At 75.2% G+C, this 17129-nt stretch carries 13 protein-coding genes; 4 read left to right on the forward strand and 9 right to left on the reverse strand.

Going from position 1 to position 17129, the window contains the following annotated elements; genetic code table 11:
- Positions 1-7 precede the first annotated feature (7 nt).
- The 4 genes from ACTMTB_RS20650 to ACTMTB_RS20665 form a co-directional block, all read right to left on the reverse strand.
- Positions 8-1624, reverse strand: a complete 1617-nt coding sequence (locus tag ACTMTB_RS20650) for an HAD-IIIA family hydrolase (RefSeq protein ID WP_441147925.1) — start codon at positions 1622-1624, stop codon at positions 8-10.
- A complete protein-coding gene (locus tag ACTMTB_RS20655; protein ID WP_441147927.1) occupies positions 1624-2646 on the reverse strand; it encodes a glycosyltransferase family 2 protein in 1023 nt (340 codons plus the stop codon). Before ACTMTB_RS20655 ends, ACTMTB_RS20650 begins: the two co-directional genes overlap by 1 nt.
- On the reverse strand, positions 2643-4295 hold the full coding sequence (locus ACTMTB_RS20660) for a carbamoyltransferase family protein (protein ID WP_441147929.1): 1653 nt from the start codon (positions 4293-4295) through the stop codon (positions 2643-2645). The genes ACTMTB_RS20655 and ACTMTB_RS20660 overlap by 4 nt, the downstream gene beginning before the upstream one ends.
- A gap of 114 nt (positions 4296-4409) precedes the next feature.
- Positions 4410-5630 carry a globin domain-containing protein gene (locus ACTMTB_RS20665; RefSeq protein ID WP_441147931.1) on the reverse strand — a complete coding sequence of 407 codons (1221 nt, stop codon included), beginning with the start codon at positions 5628-5630 and terminating at the stop codon, positions 4410-4412.
- Between the two features lie 148 nt (positions 5631-5778).
- Between ACTMTB_RS20665 and ACTMTB_RS20670 the strand changes: the two genes are divergently transcribed.
- From ACTMTB_RS20670 to ACTMTB_RS20685, 4 genes are all read left to right on the forward strand, one after another.
- A complete protein-coding gene (locus tag ACTMTB_RS20670; RefSeq protein WP_441147933.1) occupies positions 5779-6216 on the forward strand; it encodes an RrF2 family transcriptional regulator in 438 nt (145 codons plus the stop codon).
- A gap of 155 nt (positions 6217-6371) precedes the next feature.
- Positions 6372-7013 (forward strand): class I SAM-dependent methyltransferase, encoded by a 642-nt coding sequence (locus tag ACTMTB_RS20675; RefSeq protein WP_441147934.1) that lies wholly within the window; start codon positions 6372-6374, stop codon positions 7011-7013.
- A gap of 170 nt (positions 7014-7183) precedes the next feature.
- Positions 7184-9295, forward strand: a complete 2112-nt coding sequence (locus tag ACTMTB_RS20680; protein WP_441147935.1) for a DNA gyrase/topoisomerase IV subunit B — start codon at positions 7184-7186, stop codon at positions 9293-9295.
- Positions 9296-9326: 31 nt separating this feature from the next.
- On the forward strand, positions 9327-11813 hold the full coding sequence (locus ACTMTB_RS20685) for a DNA gyrase/topoisomerase IV subunit A (protein ID WP_441147936.1): 2487 nt from the start codon (positions 9327-9329) through the stop codon (positions 11811-11813).
- Positions 11814-12016: 203 nt separating this feature from the next.
- On the opposite strand, the gene ACTMTB_RS20690 is transcribed toward ACTMTB_RS20685, so the two are convergent.
- The 5 genes from ACTMTB_RS20690 to ACTMTB_RS20710 are packed head-to-tail and all read right to left on the reverse strand — an operon-like array spanning position 12017 to position 17127.
- Complete coding sequence (locus tag ACTMTB_RS20690; protein ID WP_441147937.1) at positions 12017-12652, reverse strand: alpha-ketoglutarate-dependent dioxygenase AlkB; 636 nt, start codon at positions 12650-12652, stop codon at positions 12017-12019.
- A gap of 12 nt (positions 12653-12664) precedes the next feature.
- Positions 12665-13735 carry a PseG/SpsG family protein gene (locus ACTMTB_RS20695; protein ID WP_441148126.1) on the reverse strand — a complete coding sequence of 357 codons (1071 nt, stop codon included), beginning with the start codon at positions 13733-13735 and terminating at the stop codon, positions 12665-12667.
- Complete coding sequence (locus ACTMTB_RS20700; RefSeq protein WP_441148127.1) at positions 13732-14463, reverse strand: cytidylyltransferase domain-containing protein; 732 nt, start codon at positions 14461-14463, stop codon at positions 13732-13734. The genes ACTMTB_RS20695 and ACTMTB_RS20700 overlap by 4 nt, the downstream gene beginning before the upstream one ends.
- A gap of 17 nt (positions 14464-14480) precedes the next feature.
- Complete coding sequence (locus tag ACTMTB_RS20705) at positions 14481-16295, reverse strand: class I SAM-dependent methyltransferase (protein ID WP_441147938.1); 1815 nt, start codon at positions 16293-16295, stop codon at positions 14481-14483.
- A complete protein-coding gene (locus ACTMTB_RS20710) occupies positions 16285-17127 on the reverse strand; it encodes a hypothetical protein (RefSeq protein WP_441147939.1) in 843 nt (280 codons plus the stop codon). The genes ACTMTB_RS20705 and ACTMTB_RS20710 overlap by 11 nt, the downstream gene beginning before the upstream one ends.
- Between the last annotated feature and the right edge of the window lie 2 nt (positions 17128-17129).

A 17129-nucleotide genomic window follows, 5' to 3' on the forward strand; every position in this document is an offset into this window, starting at 1 on the left:
CCCTCCTTCAGCGTCGGATTCCGGTGGTGAGCAGGTGGACCGCGGCAACCACGTCGGCCGGGTCGACCCCGGCGGTGAGGCAGGGGTGGCCGGGCACCGGGCAGCGGGTGGCCCGGCTGTCCCGGCAGGGCGCGGCGGCGTCGCCGAGGCGGACCAGCGGCACCCGGTAGGGCGCCCACTGGCCGAAGGAGACGGTGGGGGCGAAGAGGCTGACGACGGGTACGCCGACGGCGGCGGCGAGATGGGCGGGGCCGGTGTTGCCGACCACCACGCAGCTCGCCCCGGCGAGGACTCCGGCCAGCTCCGCCAGCCCGGTACGCCCGCCGAGGTCGGTGCCGCCGGCGGCGGCCACCCGGGAGGTCAGCACGGTCTCGACCGGCCCCCCGGTGACCACTACCCGATAGCCGCTCGCGGTAAGCCTGCGCACGATCTCCACCCACCGCTCCGGCGGGCAGGCCCGGGCCGGCACGGACGCTCCGGGGTGCACCACCACGTACGGGCCGTCGGGTGGCGCGGCGGGGGGCGCCTCGACGCGCAGCGTCGGCTCGTCGCCGACGGGCAGGCCGAAGCCGGCGGCGGCGGCGAGGGAGAGGGCCCGCTCCGGTTCCGGCACGCCGACCGGCACCTTGTGCCGTACGTCCAGCAGGGAGCCGGGGTAGTCGTCGCTGATCGCGCTGATCCGGCCCACCCCGGCCATCCGCAGCAGCAGCGCGAGGGGGAGGGCCGACTGGTGGAAGGAGGTGAAGACGACCGCCTCGTCGGCGCCGACGGCGGTGAGCCGGGCGGTCAGCGCGCGGATGTCGTCGGGGTCGACGGGGGCAGGGTCGCCGTCGATCCAGGGCAGCGGCCATTCGACGATCTCGTCCACGCCGGGGAGCAGGTCGGCGGCGGCCCGGCCCCGGGGACCGCAGAGCAGCACCACCCGCCGCGCCCCGGCGGCGACGGCCCGGATCGCCGGGCCGGTGACCAGCACGTCGCCGGCGGAGTCGCTGCGTACCACGAGGACGGTGCCGGCGCGGCGCGGCGCGGTGGGCCGGACGGCGGCCTGCCGGCGCAGGATCTCGTCGACGGCCGCGGGCAGGTCGTGGGCGACGTGCGGGGCGGCGGCGACCTCCTCGGGCCGGGTGACCGGGGTGGGCACCAGGACGCCGGTCGCGCCGGCGGCGAGCGCGGCGGCCATGTCCCGCCCGATGTCGCCGACCATGACGCAGCGCCCGGGGGAGGTGCCGAGCGCGGCGGCGGCCGCGTGGACCATCCCCGGCGCGGGCTTGCGGCAGCCGCAGCCGTCGCCGTCGTCGTGCGGGCAGATCTGCCAGTCGTCGAACGGGCCGAGGAGCTCCTCGATCCGGGCGTGCACCGCCCGCATCTGGTCGGTGGTGAAGAGCGCCTTCGCCAGGCCGGACTGGTTGGTGACCACGCCCAGACGCAGGCCGGCGGCGCGCAGCCGGTCCAGCGCCTCGCGCGCGCCGGGCAGCGGGCGCACCTTCTCCGGGTCGCCGTTGTACGGCACGTCCTCGATCAGCGTGCCGTCCCGGTCGAGGAGCACCGCGTCGAAGAGGCCGTGCGTGATCGCCGCGCCCCCGTTCATGGCAGACCAGTTGCCCGGGGCAGGAGAAGTAAACATCAACTCTGCGCTCCGGCGGGATCACCGTCCGCACCGGAGGGTCGGTGTCGCCACCAGCCGCGTACCCAGTGGGCGACGGCGACCGGCGGGATGAGCGCGCTGGTCAGCAGCATGGTGGACACCTCGTCGCGGGTGCGCGGCCCGGGCGCGATCCGCACCGCGGCGAACTCGGCGGTGCCCGCCGCCCAGCCCAGCGCGCCGGCGGCGGCGACCGCGCCGAGCATCCGGCGCGGCGCGCCGTCGCGGGGCAGCACGGCCCGCAGCGCGGCGGCGGTCACCGCCAGCGCCGCAGCGGCGGCGGTCGCGACGTGCCGGGGCCGCCGGCCGGGCGGCAACCCCAGCTCGGCGCGCCAGTCCGGGCCGTAGAGCCGGCGCAGCAGCGCGTCGTCGGCGTTGCCGCGCTGCACCCGCAGGCTCACCCAGCGGTCCTCGGGGCGGACCGGGTGGGTGACGACGCGTCGGCCCCGGACCAGCTCCCACCCGGCGCGCCGGACCCGGTGGGCCAGCTCGGCGTCCTCCCGGTAGGCGCGGGGGAAGCGTTCGTCGAAGCCGTCGACCGCCGCCAGCGCGGCCCGCCGGTACGCCATGTCCGCTGTGATCCACTCGCCCTCGGCCAGGCCGGCGGTGCTCCGCTCCCAGTCGGTGGGGCGCCGGTCGCCCGGCAGCGGCACCGCCACCACCCCCTGCACCCCGCCGACCCGGTCGCCGACCGCCAGGTCGGCGAGCAGCCGCCGGGCCCAGTCCGGTGCCGGCACCACGTCGTCGTCGAGGAAGACCACCCAGGGCCGGCGGGCCACCCGCCAGCCGACGTTGCGCGCCGCCGCCGGGCCCGCGCCGCGACCGGTCACCACCTTGGCGTACGCGGACAGCACCCCCGGCACCGCCAGCTCGCCCGCGGCGTCGCGCCGGTCGTCGACCAGCAGGATCTCCACGTCGGGCAGCTCGGCGAGCTGCGGGGCGAGGGCGTCGAGCAACGTGCCGAGGCTGGGCCGGCCGAGGGTCGGCACCACGATGCTGATCACCGGCTACCGCCGAGCGCGCCGCGGCGCACCGCGAACGGGCCGAGGGCCAGCAGCTCCACCGGGGCGGAGCCGAACAGCTCCATCGCCTCGCGCGGGGTGTCCACCATGGGCCGGCCGGCGGTGTTCAGCGACGTGCTCACCACCACCGGCAGCCCGGTGAGTCGTTCGAACTCGGCCAGCAGCTCGGCGACGAGGGGTTCGGTGTCGGTGTGCACGGTCTGCACCCGGGCGGTGCCGTCGACGTGGGTGACCGCCGGGATGCGATCGCGCCACTCCGGCTTCACCCGGTGCACGAAGAGCATGTACCGGCTGGGGAAGACCCCGTCGAAGATGTCGGCGAAGCGTTCGGCGCGGACCATCGGCGCGATCGGGCGGAACTGCTCCCGCCCCTTGACGTCGTTCATCCGGGCGGTGGTCGCCGGGTCGCCGGGGTGGGCCAGCAGCGAGCGGTGGCCGAGGGCGCGCGGGCCGTACTCGCTGCGCCCCTGGTACCAGGCGACGATGCCGTTGTCGGCGAGCACCCGGGCCGCCTCGGCGGCGATCGAGTCCGGCCGGAAGTAGGGCAGCGCCGCCCGGCGCAGCTCCGCCTCCAGTTCCTCGTCCGACCAGCCGCGGCCGAGGTCCGCCCCGCTCATCGGCGTCGCCCGGTCGCCGAGGGAGCCGGCGACGTGCAGGGCGGCGCCCAGCGCGGTGCCGGAGTCGCCGGCCGCCGGCTGCACCCAGACGTCCCGGTACGGCCCCTCGGCCGCCAGCCGGGCGTTCGCGACGCAGTTCAGCGCCACCCCGCCGGCCATCGCCAGGGTCGAGGCGCCGCCCGAGGCGTCGTACAGCCAGCGGGCCAGGTCGAGGATGACCTCCTCCAGCCGGGCCTGCACGCTGGCGGCCAGGTCGGCGTGGTCCTCGGTCAGCTCGCCGCCCGGCTCGGCGGCCTTGGCCAGGCTCGCCCAGTCGATCCGGTCGACGTGGAAGCCGCCGGCGTCGGTGACCCGGACCAGCTCGCGCAGCAGCCCGAGGTGCTTCGGCCGGCCGTACGAGGCCAGCGCCATCACCTTGTACTCGTCGCTGGAGTGCAGGAAGCCGAGGTGGCGGGTGAGGTCCTCGTAGAGCAGGCCGAGCGAGTGCGGCAGCTTCTGCGAGTACAGCGGGCTCAGGTCGCCGTCGCGGTAGACGCCGGCCAGGTGGCTGGCCACCTCGCCGCGGCCGTCGAGCACCAGGACGGCGGTGTCGTCGCCGGCCGGCGGGGCGGCCAGCCCGGCCGAGGCGGCGTGCGCCACGTGGTGCGGGACGAAGCGGACCTTCTCCGGGTCGAGGCCGGGCAGGGCGGCGGCGAGGAACTGCGGGGCCCGTCGGGCGTAGTCGACGCGCAGCCAGTCCCACGGGTCGGCCAGGCCGAGGTCGGCGGCGTCGCGGCACAGGCCGGGGTCGAAGGAGTAGGCCACCGCGTCGAGGCTGTCGACGTCGACGCCGGCGCTGGACAGGCACCAGGCGGCGGAGAGTTCGGGCAGTTCCCAGGCGGAGAACGGGACCGGTCGCTTGCCGTGCTTGCGCCGGCTGAACCGTTCCTCTTCGGCGGCGGCCACCACCTGTCCGTCGACCACCAGGGCGGCGGCCGGATCATGGAAGATCGCATTGATACCGAGGACGCGCATGCCAAGGTCCGTACCCTCGCCTTCTCCTCCTAACCTGTAGATCATCGACTTCTCCCGCCGGCCACGAATCTCCAGGTTGGAGATTCGTGGCCGCCGCGAGTCCCACCGGAAGGGTCAGACGCCGCCGCGCAGCATCCCCGGCCCGAACACCTCGTACGCGATCCGCTCCACCGGTACGCCCCGGCGCAGCAGCCCGGTCCGGACCTCGTTCATGAACGGCAGTGGCCCGCAGAGGTGCACGTGCGCGTCGGGGGAGAGCGGGATCAGCTCGGGGTCGATCCGGCCGCTGGCCACCTCGGCGGTCAGCGCCGCCCGGTCGTCGCCGTCGGTGGTCTCCTCGTACCAGAGCTTGAGCCGCAGGTTGGGCAGCCGGGCGTGCAGCCGGGGCAGTTCGTCGCGGTGGGCGTGCGCGGCCCCGTCCCGGTCGGCGTGCACCAGCACCACCGGCCGCTCGGGCGCGGTGGCCGCCAGGTGCTCCAGCGCGGACATCGCCGGGGTCAGCCCGATGCCGGCGCTGACCAGCAGCAGCGGCCCGTCGCCGGCCACCGCGCTGACCTCGCCGAAGGGCGGGCTGAGCCGGAGCGTGTCGCCGGGCGCGGTCCGCTCGTGCAGGACGGTGGAGACCAGGCCGTCCGGCGCCCCGCCGACGCCGCGTACCCGCTTGACCGTGATCCGCCAGTGGTCGGCGCCGGGACGGCCGGAGAGGCTGTACTGCCGGATCTGCTGGCCGAGCCCGCCGTCGAGGTCGACGGCGACCGAGACGTACTGCCCGGGGACGAAGCCGGGGACCGGGCCGCCGTCGGCCGGCACGAGGGTCAGCGAGATGACGTCGGTGGCCTCCGGCACCACCCCGGTGACCCGCCAGTCGCGCCAGACCGCGCCGCCCCCGGCCACGCCGGCCGTCGTGTAGAGGCGGGCCTCCCGGGCGATGAGTTCGCAGGCCATCAGCCAGTACACCTCGTCCCAGGCCGCGGCGACCTCCGGCGTGACGGCCGCGCCCAGCACCTCGCCGATGGCGGCCATCAGGTGCCGGCCGACGACCGTGTACTGGTCGGGGGTGATACCCAGCGAGGCGTGCTTGTGCGCGATCCGGTCCAGGATCGCGTCCCACGCCGGCCCACCGGTGCCGGTGAGGTGCTCGGCGTACGCGACGACGGAGGCGGCCAGCGCGGCCTTCTGCTGGCCCGTCGCCTGGTTGCCCCGGTTGAACAGGTTGAGCAGCTCCGGGTGGGCGGCGAACATCCGCGGATAGAACCGGCCGGTGATCTCCTCCCCGTGTGCCCGTACGACGGGCAGGGTCGCGATCACCACGGCCTTGGACGATTCCGAGAGCACGGTGCTCCTCCTTCTGCGTTGCCTACGCGAGCACTTAAACAGGAATCCGAGATACCTCTTCAGGGCCGAAAGTCCCGGGTCCGGTGTTGCCGGCGTCACGGTCTCCCGGCCCCTGTCCGGGCCGGGACGCGCTGGCTAGGGTCGGTCCGTGAAGCTCAACCGGTCCACCGACATGGCGCTGCGGATCGCCATGCTGACCGCGCCGGCGTCGACCCGGACCACCGTCGACGAACTGGCCGAGCGGCTGGACCTGCCCCGCAGCCACGTCGCCAAGGTGGTGCAGCGGCTGCAACGGCTCGGTGTGCTGGTCACCATCCGCGGGCGCTCCGGCGGCGTGGCCTTCGCCGAGGGCGCGGAGGAGCTGACCGTCGGCCAGGTCGTGCGGGCCTTCGAGGGCGAGGGCGAGGTCGTCGCCTGCGAGGAGTCCGGCTGCGCGCTGCGGGGCGACTGCCGGCTCCGCGTCCAACTGCGCCGCGCCCAGGCCGCCTTCCTCGCCGTCCTCGATGACGTCCGCCTCGGCGACCTCGCCGGCAGCCCCGCCGCTCCCGTCCTGCTCGCGCTCACCGCGCGCCCGCGTACTCCCTGAAGAGCTCCGTTGGTCACCGCCCCGCGCCGCCCCGCTGCCGGCCCGTAGTTGCCGGCTCGCCTGGGCTGCCCCGGCGGGGCGGGCGTGGGGCGGCGGTGCGGTGGCGGACGGGCGGTAGCCTGCCGGACGAGCGACCCACGTCGAGCGGAGCGCCGATGTCCAACTCCCGGGTGTCCCACCCGTTGTTCGCCCGGTTGTTCGCCCGGGCGAGCGTGGCCCTGGACCGGGCCGGCGCGGCCGAGCACCGGCGTCGACTGGTCGCCGGCCTGCGCGGGCGGGTGGTCGAGGTGGGCGCCGGCAACGGCCGGATGTTCGCGCACTACCCGCCCGAGGTGGACGCCGTGCTCGCGGTGGAGCCCGAGCCCTGGCTGCGCGCCGCCGCTCGCGGCGCCGCCGAGCACGCGCCGGTGCCGGTGACGGTCACCGACGGGCTGGCCGAGGCGCTGCCGGTCGCCGACGCCAGCGCCGACGCCGTGGTGATGTCGCTGGTGCTCTGCTCGGTCCCCGACCAGGCCGTCGCGCTGCGGGAGGCGTACCGGGTGCTGCGTCCCGGCGGGTGGTTGCGCTTCTACGAGCACGTCGCCGCGGGCACCCCCGGGCTGCGCCGGACGCAGCGGGTGGTCGACGCGACCTGCTGGCCGCTGCTCTGCGGCGGCTGCCACACCGGACGGGACACGGTGTCGGCGATCGTCGCGGCGGGCTTCAGCGTGGTCCGGCTGGACCGGTTCCGCTTCCCGCCCGGGCGGTTGCCGGCACCGGCGTCGCCGCACGTGCTCGGCGCCGCGATCCGGCCCTGAGGCGTCGTCGGGCGGCCCGTACCCGGGAACACCCCGGCGGGGACCGGCGTTGCTGCCGGGAGACCGACGACGCGCGCCCCGTTCGCGATGGCTCCAGCGGGGCTGCGCGGTTGTGTCGGGGCGTGCGGCTAGGCTCGCTGCGGCGCGCCGCGCGTGGAGATCGAGTCAGGGTGGATCAAGACGGTGAGCGGCACCACACCGCCGAGACCTGGGAGTACGACCAGTTGACCGCACAGCCTGAGACCCTCTACGGGGCCGACGACCTCACCCACCTCGAGGGCCTGGACGCCGTCCGCAAGCGTCCCGGCATGTACATCGGCTCCACCGACAGCCGTGGCGTGGGTCACCTCGTCAACGAGATCCTCGACAACTCGACCGACGAGGGTGTCGCGGGTCACGCCAGGAAGGTCGAGGTGACGCTGCACGCCGACGGTTCGGTGCAGGTCGACGACGACGGCCGCGGCATCCCCACCGACGTGCACGCCAAGTCCGGCATCTCCGGGGTCGAGCTGGTGCTCACCCGGCTGCACGCCGGTGGCAAGTTCGGCGGCTCCGGCTACAAGACCTCCGGCGGCCTGCACGGCGTCGGCGCCTCGGCGGTCAACGCGCTCTCCCGCCGCTTCGACGTCACCGTCCGGCGCGGCGGCAAGGTGCACGCCATGTCGTTCCGGCACGGCGTGCCGGGGATCTTCGACGGCGACGGCCCGGACGCCCCGTTCACCGCCGGTCCCGGCCTCCAGATCGTCGGGGCGATGAAGCGCGGCCAGCGCACCGGCACCTCGATCCGCTACTGGCACGACGCCCGCTACTTCGAGACCGGCGCGACGCTCGACGTCGACGCCGTCCGGATGAAGCTGCGCAACACCGCCTTCCTGGTGCCCGGGGTCGACTACCGGCTGCGCGACGAGACCGGTGAGCAGCCCGCCGAGGAGCGCTTCCACTTCCCCAACGGCCTCACCGACATGGTCGAGTTCCTGGCCCCGGCCGGCGACCGGCCGGTCTCCGGCACCCTGCTGGTCACCGGCGAGGGCACCTACCGGGAGAACGCCGCCGACGCCAACGGCGTGATGCAGTCCAACGTGCAGCGCCGCGCCGAGGTCGAGGTGGCCCTCCGCTGGGGCACCGGCTACGAGCGCACCGTGGAGTGCTTCACCAACACCATCCGCAACGCCCACGGCGGCACCCACCGCAAGGGCTTCGAGCGGGCGCTGGCGCGCACCCTCGCCGACGCCGTACGCAACACCCGGGGCCTGCTCAAGGCCAAGGAGGAGCCGCCCACCCTGGACGACGTCCTGGAGGGGATGACGGCCGTGGTGCACGTGCGCATCCCGGAGCCACAGTTCACCTCACAGACCAAGGACGAGCTCTCCACCGCCGGCATCACCAAGGTGATGCAGTCCCTGATCGAGCAGCACGTCAAGGCGTGGCTGGAGGACCGGCGCACCAAGGCCGAGGCGCGTACGGTGCTCCAGAAGATCGTCGACGCGGCGCGGGTCCGGCTCACCCAGAAGCAGCAGAAGGACGCGGCCCGGCGCAAGACCGCCCTGGAGGGCGCGTCGATGCCGGCCAAGCTGGTCGACTGCCGCGCGGCCGGCATCGACCGCAGCGAGCTGTTCATCGTCGAGGGGGACAGCGCCCTGGGCACCGGCCGGCTCGCCCGGTCGGCGGAGTATCAGGCGCTGCTGCCGATCCGCGGCAAGATCCTCAACGTCCAGAAGGCGAACCTCCAGCAGGTGCTGGACAACGCCGAGTGCGCCGCGATCGTGCAGGTGCTCGGCGCCGGCTCGGGGCGTACCTTCGACCTGTCGGCCCTGCGGTACGGCCGGGTCCTGATCATGGCGGACGCCGACGTGGACGGCGCGCACATCCGTACCCTGCTCATCACGCTCTTCGCCCGCTACATGCGGCCGCTGATCGAGGCCGGTCGGCTCTTCGCCGCGATGCCGCCCCTGCACAAGATCACCACCAAGGGGCGCAACCCGCAGACCGTCTACACCTACACCCAGGCCGAGATGGAGGCGACGGTCCGCAAGCTGGAGAAGGCCGGCAAGCAGATCGTCACCCCGATCCCGCGCTTCAAGGGCCTCGGCGAGATGGACGCCGACGAGCTGTGGGAGACCACGATGAACCCCGCCACCCGGGCGGTCCGCCGGATCACCCTCGACGACGTCGACGCCGCCGAGCGGATCCTCGAACTGCTGATGGGGGAGAAGGTCGAGCCGCGCCGCAACTGGCTGATCGACTCCTCCGACCGGGTCGACCGGGAAGCGATCGACGCATGAGCACCGGGTCCGTTCGAGGGGAGAGCTGACGATGGCACGCCGCAAGGAAGACCGCGCCAAGGTGGACCTGTCCGCCTTCGACCAGGCCGGCGCGCGGGTCTTCGACAACCCGCTGGTCACCGAGGTCTCCGACTCCTACCTGGAGTACGCCTTCTCGGTCATCCACTCCCGCGCCCTGCCCGACGCGCGCGACGGGCTCAAGCCGGTGCACCGGCGCATCCTCTGGTCCATGCACGAGGCCGGCCACCGGCCGGACCGGGGGCACGTCAAGTCCGCCCGGGTCGTCGGCGACGTGATGGGCAAGTACCACCCGCACGGCGACACCGCGATCTACGACGCGATGGTCCGGCTGGCCCAGGACTTCTCGCTGAACGCGCCGCTGATCGACGGGCACGGCAACTTCGGCTCCCCGGACGACGGCCCCGCCGCCGCGCGCTACACCGAGGCCCGGCTCTCCCGCGAGGCGATGCTGCTCGTCGGCGAGCTGGGCGAGGACACCGTCGACGTCGAGCCCAACTACGACGGCTCGCTGACCCAGCCCACCGTGCTGCCGGCCGCCTTCCCCAACCTGCTGGTCAACGGCGCGTCCGGGATCGCGGTCGGGATGGCGACCAACATGATCCCGCACAACCTCGGCGAGGTGGTCTCCGCCGCCCGCTGGCTGATCAACCACCCGGACGCCGACCTCGACAAGCTGATGGAGTTCGTTCCCGGCCCCGACCTGCCCACCGGCGGTCTGCTGCTCGGCCTGGACGAGGTGCGTCGGGCGTACGAGAGCGGACGCGGCGTGGTGCGGATGCGCGGCAAGGTGGAGATTGGCCCCCTCGAGGGCAGCCGGGGCCGGCAGGCGATCACCGTCGTCGAGCTGCCGTACGGCGTCGGCGCCGAGAAGGTCATCGCGGCGATCACCAACGAGGTCACCAAGACCAAGCGGCTGACCGGCATCGCCGACGTCAAGGACCTCACCGACCGGGAGAGCGGCACCCGCCTGGTCATCGAGTGCAAGGTCGGCGTCAACCCGCAGGCGCTGCTGGCCGACCTCTACCGGCTCACCCCGCTGGAGCAGTCGTTCGGCGTCAACAACCTGGTGCTGGTCGACGGCCAGCCGCGCACGCTCGGGCTGAAGGCGCTGCTGGAGGTCTTCCTGGCCCACCGCTACGAGGTCGTCACCCGGCGCAGCGCGTACCGCAGGCGCAAGCGCGAGGAGCGGCTGCACCTGGTCGACGGCCTGCTGATCGCCCTGCTCGACATCGACAAGGTGGTCAGGCTGATCCGGGCCAGCGACGATGCCCAGGCGGCCAAGGACGGCCTGATGCAGAAGTTCAAGCTCTCCGAGATCCAGGCCACCTACATTTTGGACACTCCGCTGCGCCGGTTGACCAAGTACGACCGGATCGAGCTGGAGGCCGAGCAGGAGAAGCTGCGCGGGGAGATCGCCGAGCTGTCCAAGATCCTCGACGACGACAAGGTGCTGAAGAAGGTCGTCTCCGACGAGCTGTCGGCGGTGGTGAAGCAGTTCGGCGCGCCGCGGCGTACCACCCTGGTCGACGGCGACCTCAAGGAGGTGCTGGCGGCGTCGGTGCCGGCCGGCCCGCTGGAGGTGGCCGACGACCCCTGCCAGGTGATCCTCTCCGCGACCGGGCTGGTGGCCCGCACCGCGGCCGAGTCGGAGGAGGCCGCCGAGGGGCGCCGGCGCAACGGCCGGGTCAAGCACGACACGGTACGCGCCGTCGTGCACACCACCGCCCGGGGCCGGGTGCTCCTGGTGACCAGCGCCGGCCGGGCGTTCAAGATCGACGTGCTGCCGCTGCCGGTGCTGCCGGAGCAGGCCGGCACGGTCTCGCTGCGCGGCGGCATGTCGGCCGCCGAGCTGGTGCCGCTGGAGGCCGGCGAGACGGTGGTCGGGCTGGCCCCGCTCGGGGCGGCTGCGCAGGGGTCGCCGGGCCTGGCGCTCGGCACCCGGCAGGGCGTGGTCAAGGTCTGCGCGCCGGAGTGGCCGGTCCGCTCGGACGAGTTCGAGGTGATCGGCCTGCGCGAGGGGGACGAGGTGGTCGGGGCGACCTGGCTCACCGACGGCCAGGAGGCGCTGACCTTCATCACCTCGGAGGCGTCGCTGCTGCGTTTCGCCGCCACGCTGGTCCGCCCGCAGGGGCTCAAGGGTGGCGGCATGGCCGGGGTCAACGTGCCCGACGGGGCGCGGGTGGTCTGGTTCGGGGCGGTCCGCACGGACGACCCCGGGCACGGGGAGCCGATGGTGGTGACCTCCACCGGCGCGACGGTCAAGGTGACGCCGTTCGGGGCGTACCCGGCGAAGGGGAGGGCGACCGGCGGCGTGCGCGCCCAGCGTTTCCTCAAGGGCGAGACGGACCTGGTGGTCGCCTGGGTCGGCGCCCGGCCGGTCGGCGCGACCGCCACCGGCGACCCGGTGGAGCTGCCCCCCGCCGACCCGCGCCGCGACGGCAGCGGCTTCGCCGTCATGCTCGGCCCGACGGTCCTCGGCCACCTGATCGAACGCTGACCCGCACGCGCAAGGGGCCCGGAGGCTGACGCCTCCGGGCCCCTTCCGCATCCCCCGCATCCCCCGCGCCGCCGTTGTCCCCGCGTCGATCATGAAGTTGTCGCCCTGCCCACCGGCGTGTCGCGACAACAACTTCATGATCACCGAGCCGAGAGGGGGGCGGTGGTGCCGGGACCGGGTGGGGTGGGGTGGGGTGGGGTGGGTCAGGCTACGCCGGTGGGGCGGAACTGGACGCTGACGCGGGGGCCGACCGGACGGGCGGTCTTGGGGATGGCGTGCTCCCAGGTGCGCTGGCAGGAGCCGCCCATCACCACCAGGTCGCCGTGCCCGAGCGGGAAGCGCAGGCTGGCGCCGCCGCCGCGCGGGCGCAGCAGCAGCGGCCGGGGCGAGCCGAACGAGACGATGGCGACCATGGTGTCGATGTGCGCCGACCGGCCCTGGGTGTCGCCGTGCCAGGCGACGCTGTCCCGGCCGTCGCGGTAGAGGCACATGCCGGCGGTGACGAAGGGCTCGCCCAGCTCGGCGGCGTAGTGCCGGGTCAGCGCCTCGCGGGCCTCGGTCAGCACCGGGTGCGGCAGCGGGCGGCCGCCCGCGTACCAGCAGAGCAGGCGGGGGACGTCGACCTCGGCGTCGTACATGGTGCGGCGCTCGGCGCGCCAGGGCACCTCGGTCAGCAGGGTGTCGAGCACCGCGTCGGAGCCGCGCACCCAGCCGGGGAGGTGGTCGACCCAGGCGCCCCGGGTGAGCACGTGCCGGCGCAGCGCGCCCGGCAGCGGCCCGAGCGACGGACCGGCGTCGGCGAGGTCGAGCATCGACGGCTGGTAGGCGGCCTGCGTCATGCCGCCACCATATCAGCGGTTTAGTACAGGCGTACGATCGCCGCGCTGGACCAGGTCGAGCAGCGCGTCGGCGACCCGGGCCCGGCCGCGCCCGTCGACGGTGGCCCAGGCCCGTGCGGCGAGCGCGGCCCGCCGCCGGGGGGAGCCGAGCAGGCCGGTCAGGGTCCGCGCGGCCGCCGCCCGGGCCGCCCGCCCGGCCACCCCGGCCCCGGCCAGCTCCGGCAGCTCGCCCAGGCCGGCGACCAGCCCGTGGTCCACCACCCGGCGGTACGACTCGCGCTGGTTGTCCACCACGCAGACCAGCGCCGACGGCGCCCCGAGGCAGCACAGTTCCCAGGTGGACGTGCCGGCGGCGCTGACCACCAGGTCCGCCGCCCCGATCAGGGCGGGCAGCTCGTCGGTGGGCGGGACCGGACGCAGCGACTGGCCCCGGCCGGGGGTCAGCGCCTCCAGTTCCGCCTCGACGTCGGGGCGGCCCACCACCACGGTCAGCTCCATCGGGTGCCCGGTGGCGAGCAGCACCCGGGTCAGCACCGGGGCGGCGCCGAGCGCGTCGGTTCCGCCGAAGAAGGCGAGCACCCGGGGCCGGTCCACCGGCGCGGCCTGGCTCGGGGCGGCCGGCCGGGCGCCGATCACCGAGTCGCGCAGCAGCGCGTACCGGGTGCCGGCCAGCAGCCGCCCGGCGGGCGCGTCGGTCCGGGCGCCGAAGTTCTGGTCCAGGTAGAGGTCGGCGTCCTGCCCCCGGGTGTCGCCGTCGACCACCGCCAGGGTGACCACGCCCGCCGCGCGCAGCGCCCCGGCGCCGGCCGGGTCCAGCTCGTACGAGTCGAGCACCATCGCGTCCAGCCGGTGCCGGTGGGCCGCCTCGACCAGCCCGGCCGGGGTGTCCGGGCCCCGGTGCGCCGGGATGCCCCGGGCCGCCAGCTGCGCCTGCGCCCAGCCGATCCGCTCGACGGTGCCGAACAGCTCCACCCGGGCCCCCCGGGCCAGGAACTCCTCGCCGAGGGCCAGGCAGCGGACCAGGTGCCCGACGCCGCGCCGGGGCCCGGCGTCGCAGCGCAGCCCGATCCGTGGCGGGTTCAGGACTCCTCCAGGCGCTTCTGGCGTACGTCGGCGTTGAGGGCGCGCAGGGCGGGCTGGCCGTCCAGCCAGTCGGCGAGCTTGGCCAGCGGCACGCTGACGTCGCCGAAGTGGTCGGTGACCGCGCGCACCAGCGCCCAGTCCTGCTCGGTGTCGAGGGTGAGCCGCAGCGCCGACCGGTCCGGGGTGAGGGTCACCCCGAGCACCCGGAACAGCTCCGGGTGGGTGTACGCGTACGAGGTGACGTGCACCCGGTGGTGGTCGGTGGCGAGCCGGTCCAGGGTGCGCAGCGCGTCCGCCCGGATGATCTCGACGTCCAGCCCGCGCGGCAGCGTACGGGCGATCGAGGTGCTGGCGTAGTCGAGCCCGGGCACCGCCCGGTACACCGACGCCACCAGCGCGATGATCTCCGGGTCGAGCAGCGGGCAGTCGGCGGTGAACCGCATGACCGCGTCACCGGGGTGGGCGGCCAGGGCGCCGACGAAGCGACCCAGCACGTCGTCGACCGGGCCCCGGTGGCACGGCACGCCCAGCCGGTCGCACTCGGCCGCCACCGCGTCGTCGACGGCGTCGGTGCTGGTCGCCACGACCAGGTCGGCGAGTACGCCGCTGTCCCGGGCGGCCCGGACCACCCGGCCGAGCACGCTGCGCCCGGCCAGCGGGCGCAGCACCTTGCCGGGCAGCCGGGACGAGCCCATCCGCGCCTGCACGATCCCCACGATCCGGGGCACCGACCCGACCTCCCCGCTCACTGCTGCTCCTCCCGCGGCCCGCGCTGGTTCAGCGCCTCCCGGGCGCGGCGCTTGGCCGCACGGGCGCCCCGCTTCGCCAGCCGGGCCGGCGTGATCGCCAGCCGACCCACCCGGTAGCTCAGCGAACCGCTGAGCAGGTTGATGGTGGCGTCGGCCCGGCGCAACGCCCGCTCCCGCGAGGTCAGCAGCTCCTCGGTCCACTTGAGCAGCGCGCCCAGCCGGGTCAGCTCCTCCCGCTGGCGCAGCCACGCCTCGCGCAGCTGCTGGTAGCTGCGCGGCCCGGCCGGCGGGTCGGTCGGCTCGACCGCGCGCAGCTCGGTGGCGAGGCGGACCCGCCCGTCGGCGTCGAGGCCGCGCAGCGCGGCGGAGACCGCCGCCTCCGCCTCGATCGCCGCGTCGACGGTGCGCCGGTCCAGCTCCCGGCCGGCGAGGCCGCCGAGCACCACGGTCAGGCCGGCCACGTCCAGGGTGGACGGCCAGGGGTGGGCGTACCCGCCGGTGAGCAGCGCGGCGGCGAACCGCCACAGGCTCCGGGCGAGCACCACGTCCACGTCCATCGGCGCGGCGGCCCGCCAGCTCGGGTCGAGCACCGCGTGCTCGTCGCCGGCCACCACCACGTTGTCCGTGCTGGCGAGGGCCACCGCGCCGCCCAGTCGACCGTGGGAGTCGGCCCCGGCGGCGAGCCAGGTCGTGTACCCGCGCAGCAGCCGGCGCAGGGTGTCCAGGTCGCGGCGCAGGCAGGCGTCGAGCAGCAGGGTGCGCAGCAGCCGCCCCTCGGGGACCGGCCCGTCCAGCGCGCCCGCGTCCCGGTAGGCCGCCTCGCGGGTGGCGAACGGCGCCGGCTCCGGCCGGCTGACCCGGCCGCCCACCCGCCACCGCCAGCCGTCCGGTCCGTCGACCACCTCGACCACGCCGATCCCCGGCGGCCCGGTCTGCACCAGCGCCACGGGCAGCGCGGCCGGCGACGGGTCGGCCGGGTCGGTGTTCGGGTCGGCGGGTCGGTGGGCGAGCAGCAGCCAGCCCGGCGCCAGCGCCGAGCCGAGGCCCGCGTGCAGCGCGTCGACGGCCAGCCGGGCCGGGTCCTGGAGCACGGTGGCCGCGCCGTCCGCGCAGGCACCGTGCAGCACCGCGTCGAACAGCCCCGACGTGGTCCGCCGGTCCAGCTCGTCGGCGGCCACCAGCGCGGTCGGCGCGGTCGGATCGGGGTACGCCGCGAAGCAGGCCGCCGGCCGCAGTCCCGCCCCGGCGAGCCGGTCGCGCAGCTGCTCCGGGTTGGCCGGCCGGTTGGTGTCGAGCACCCCGCCGATGGTCCAGGCGGAGTCGGCGCGGTCGGCGTACCAGGGGGCGGTGGCCACCAGCCGGTGCACGCCGAGCGGGTTGTCCAGCCGCAGCAGCAGCGTCCCGCCCGGGCGCAGCGCCCGCGCCAGCCGGTCCAGCACGCCGTCCCAGCCCAGCCGGGGGCCCTCCACCGACTCCACGGCGTCCAGCCCGGCGGCGGCCACCACCACGTCGAAGGTCTCGCCGGCGGGCAGGCCGGAGGGGCCGCCCACCACCACGCGGGCGCCCCGCTCGGCCAGCGCCACCCCGTCCGGGTGGCTGCGCAGCAGGCAGGTCACCTCCGCGTGCGCCAGCCGGGTCAGCAGCGCCGGGTCGTGCGGCCCGGCCAGCAGCACCCGCGCCCCCGCCGGTACGACGCGGGCCGTCAGCGCGGCCAGCGGCCCGCCGTCGGGCAGCCGCTCCTCCGGCAGGTCGGACCAGGCCAGCATCTCCCCGCCGGGCAGCGCGATCCGGGCCGCCGTCTCAGTCGTCACTCTTCTCCTCCTGGAGGTTCGCCCACCCGAGCAGCTCGCGCAGCTCGGCCGGCGTACAGCGGTGGTCGGTGCCCAGTTCGGCGCGGGCGATCTCGACGGCGGTCGGCAGGTCGACGGACTCGCCGTGCAGCTCCGGCCACTGCCGGCGGATCCGGGCGGTGCCGCCGAAGGTCGGGTCCTCGGCGGCGAGGATCATCGGGTCGCCGTAGACGGCGGGTTCGCAGCCGGCGGCGATGCCGTAGAAGATCGCGCTGGTCAGCCGGTTGGAGGCGACCCGCTTGTGCCGGCGCAGCTCGGTGAGCTGCTTGTCGAGGAAGAGCGGGTCGGTGTCCTTCCACCAGTGGCCGCGGTAGCCGTGGCAGATGACCCGGAAGCCGGCGTTCTCGTAGAGCCGGCGCACCCGGCGCATGCCGTACTCGTGCCAGTAGAGGCAGACCGTGACCGGGCCGGGTTCGGTGGCCCGGATCCGGGCGATCAACTCCTTGTGGTCGCCCTTGACGTGCTGGCCCTCCCAGCCGTGGAACGGGTACCAGATGGTGCCCGCCCGCTCCGCCTCCGGCGGGTCCTGCGGGCGCAGCGACAGCAGGTAGGTGAACGGCGCGCCGACGGTGACCACGTTGCGCCGCCCCACCGACCAGGCCCGCCGCCGGGTCTGCTCGGACCAGAGCAGGCTGGGGGTGAACTCGGCGTACGGGTGGCCGGGAGCCAGCCCGTCGCCGATGTTCCAGCCGTGCTGGACGTACCCGTTGATCCGGGGCGGGTGCCCGTCGCCCAGCCCGCAGTAGCGGGCCAGCACGTGCGCGTGGCCGTAGAAATGGTTCGCGTGGTGCATCG

The organism is Micromonospora sp. L32, assembly GCF_052068055.1.
Taxonomy (GTDB): domain Bacteria; phylum Actinomycetota; class Actinomycetes; order Mycobacteriales; family Micromonosporaceae; genus Micromonospora; species Micromonospora purpureochromogenes.

Coding starts and splice junctions, on each gene's coding strand:
- ACTMTB_RS20650 (WP_441147925.1), bottom strand. CDS start 1,624: ATGTTTACTTCTCCTGCCCCGGGCAACTGGTCTGCCATGAACGGGGGC.
- ACTMTB_RS20660 (WP_441147929.1), bottom strand. CDS start 4,295: ATGCGCGTCCTCGGTATCAATGCGATCTTCCATGATCCGGCCGCCGCC.
- ACTMTB_RS20675 (WP_441147934.1), top strand. CDS start 6,372: ATGTCCAACTCCCGGGTGTCCCACCCGTTGTTCGCCCGGTTGTTCGCC.
- ACTMTB_RS20685 (WP_441147936.1), top strand. CDS start 9,327: ATGGCACGCCGCAAGGAAGACCGCGCCAAGGTGGACCTGTCCGCCTTC.
- ACTMTB_RS20690 (WP_441147937.1), bottom strand. CDS start 12,652: ATGACGCAGGCCGCCTACCAGCCGTCGATGCTCGACCTCGCCGACGCC.
- ACTMTB_RS20710 (WP_441147939.1), bottom strand. CDS start 17,127: ATGCACCACGCGAACCATTTCTACGGCCACGCGCACGTGCTGGCCCGC.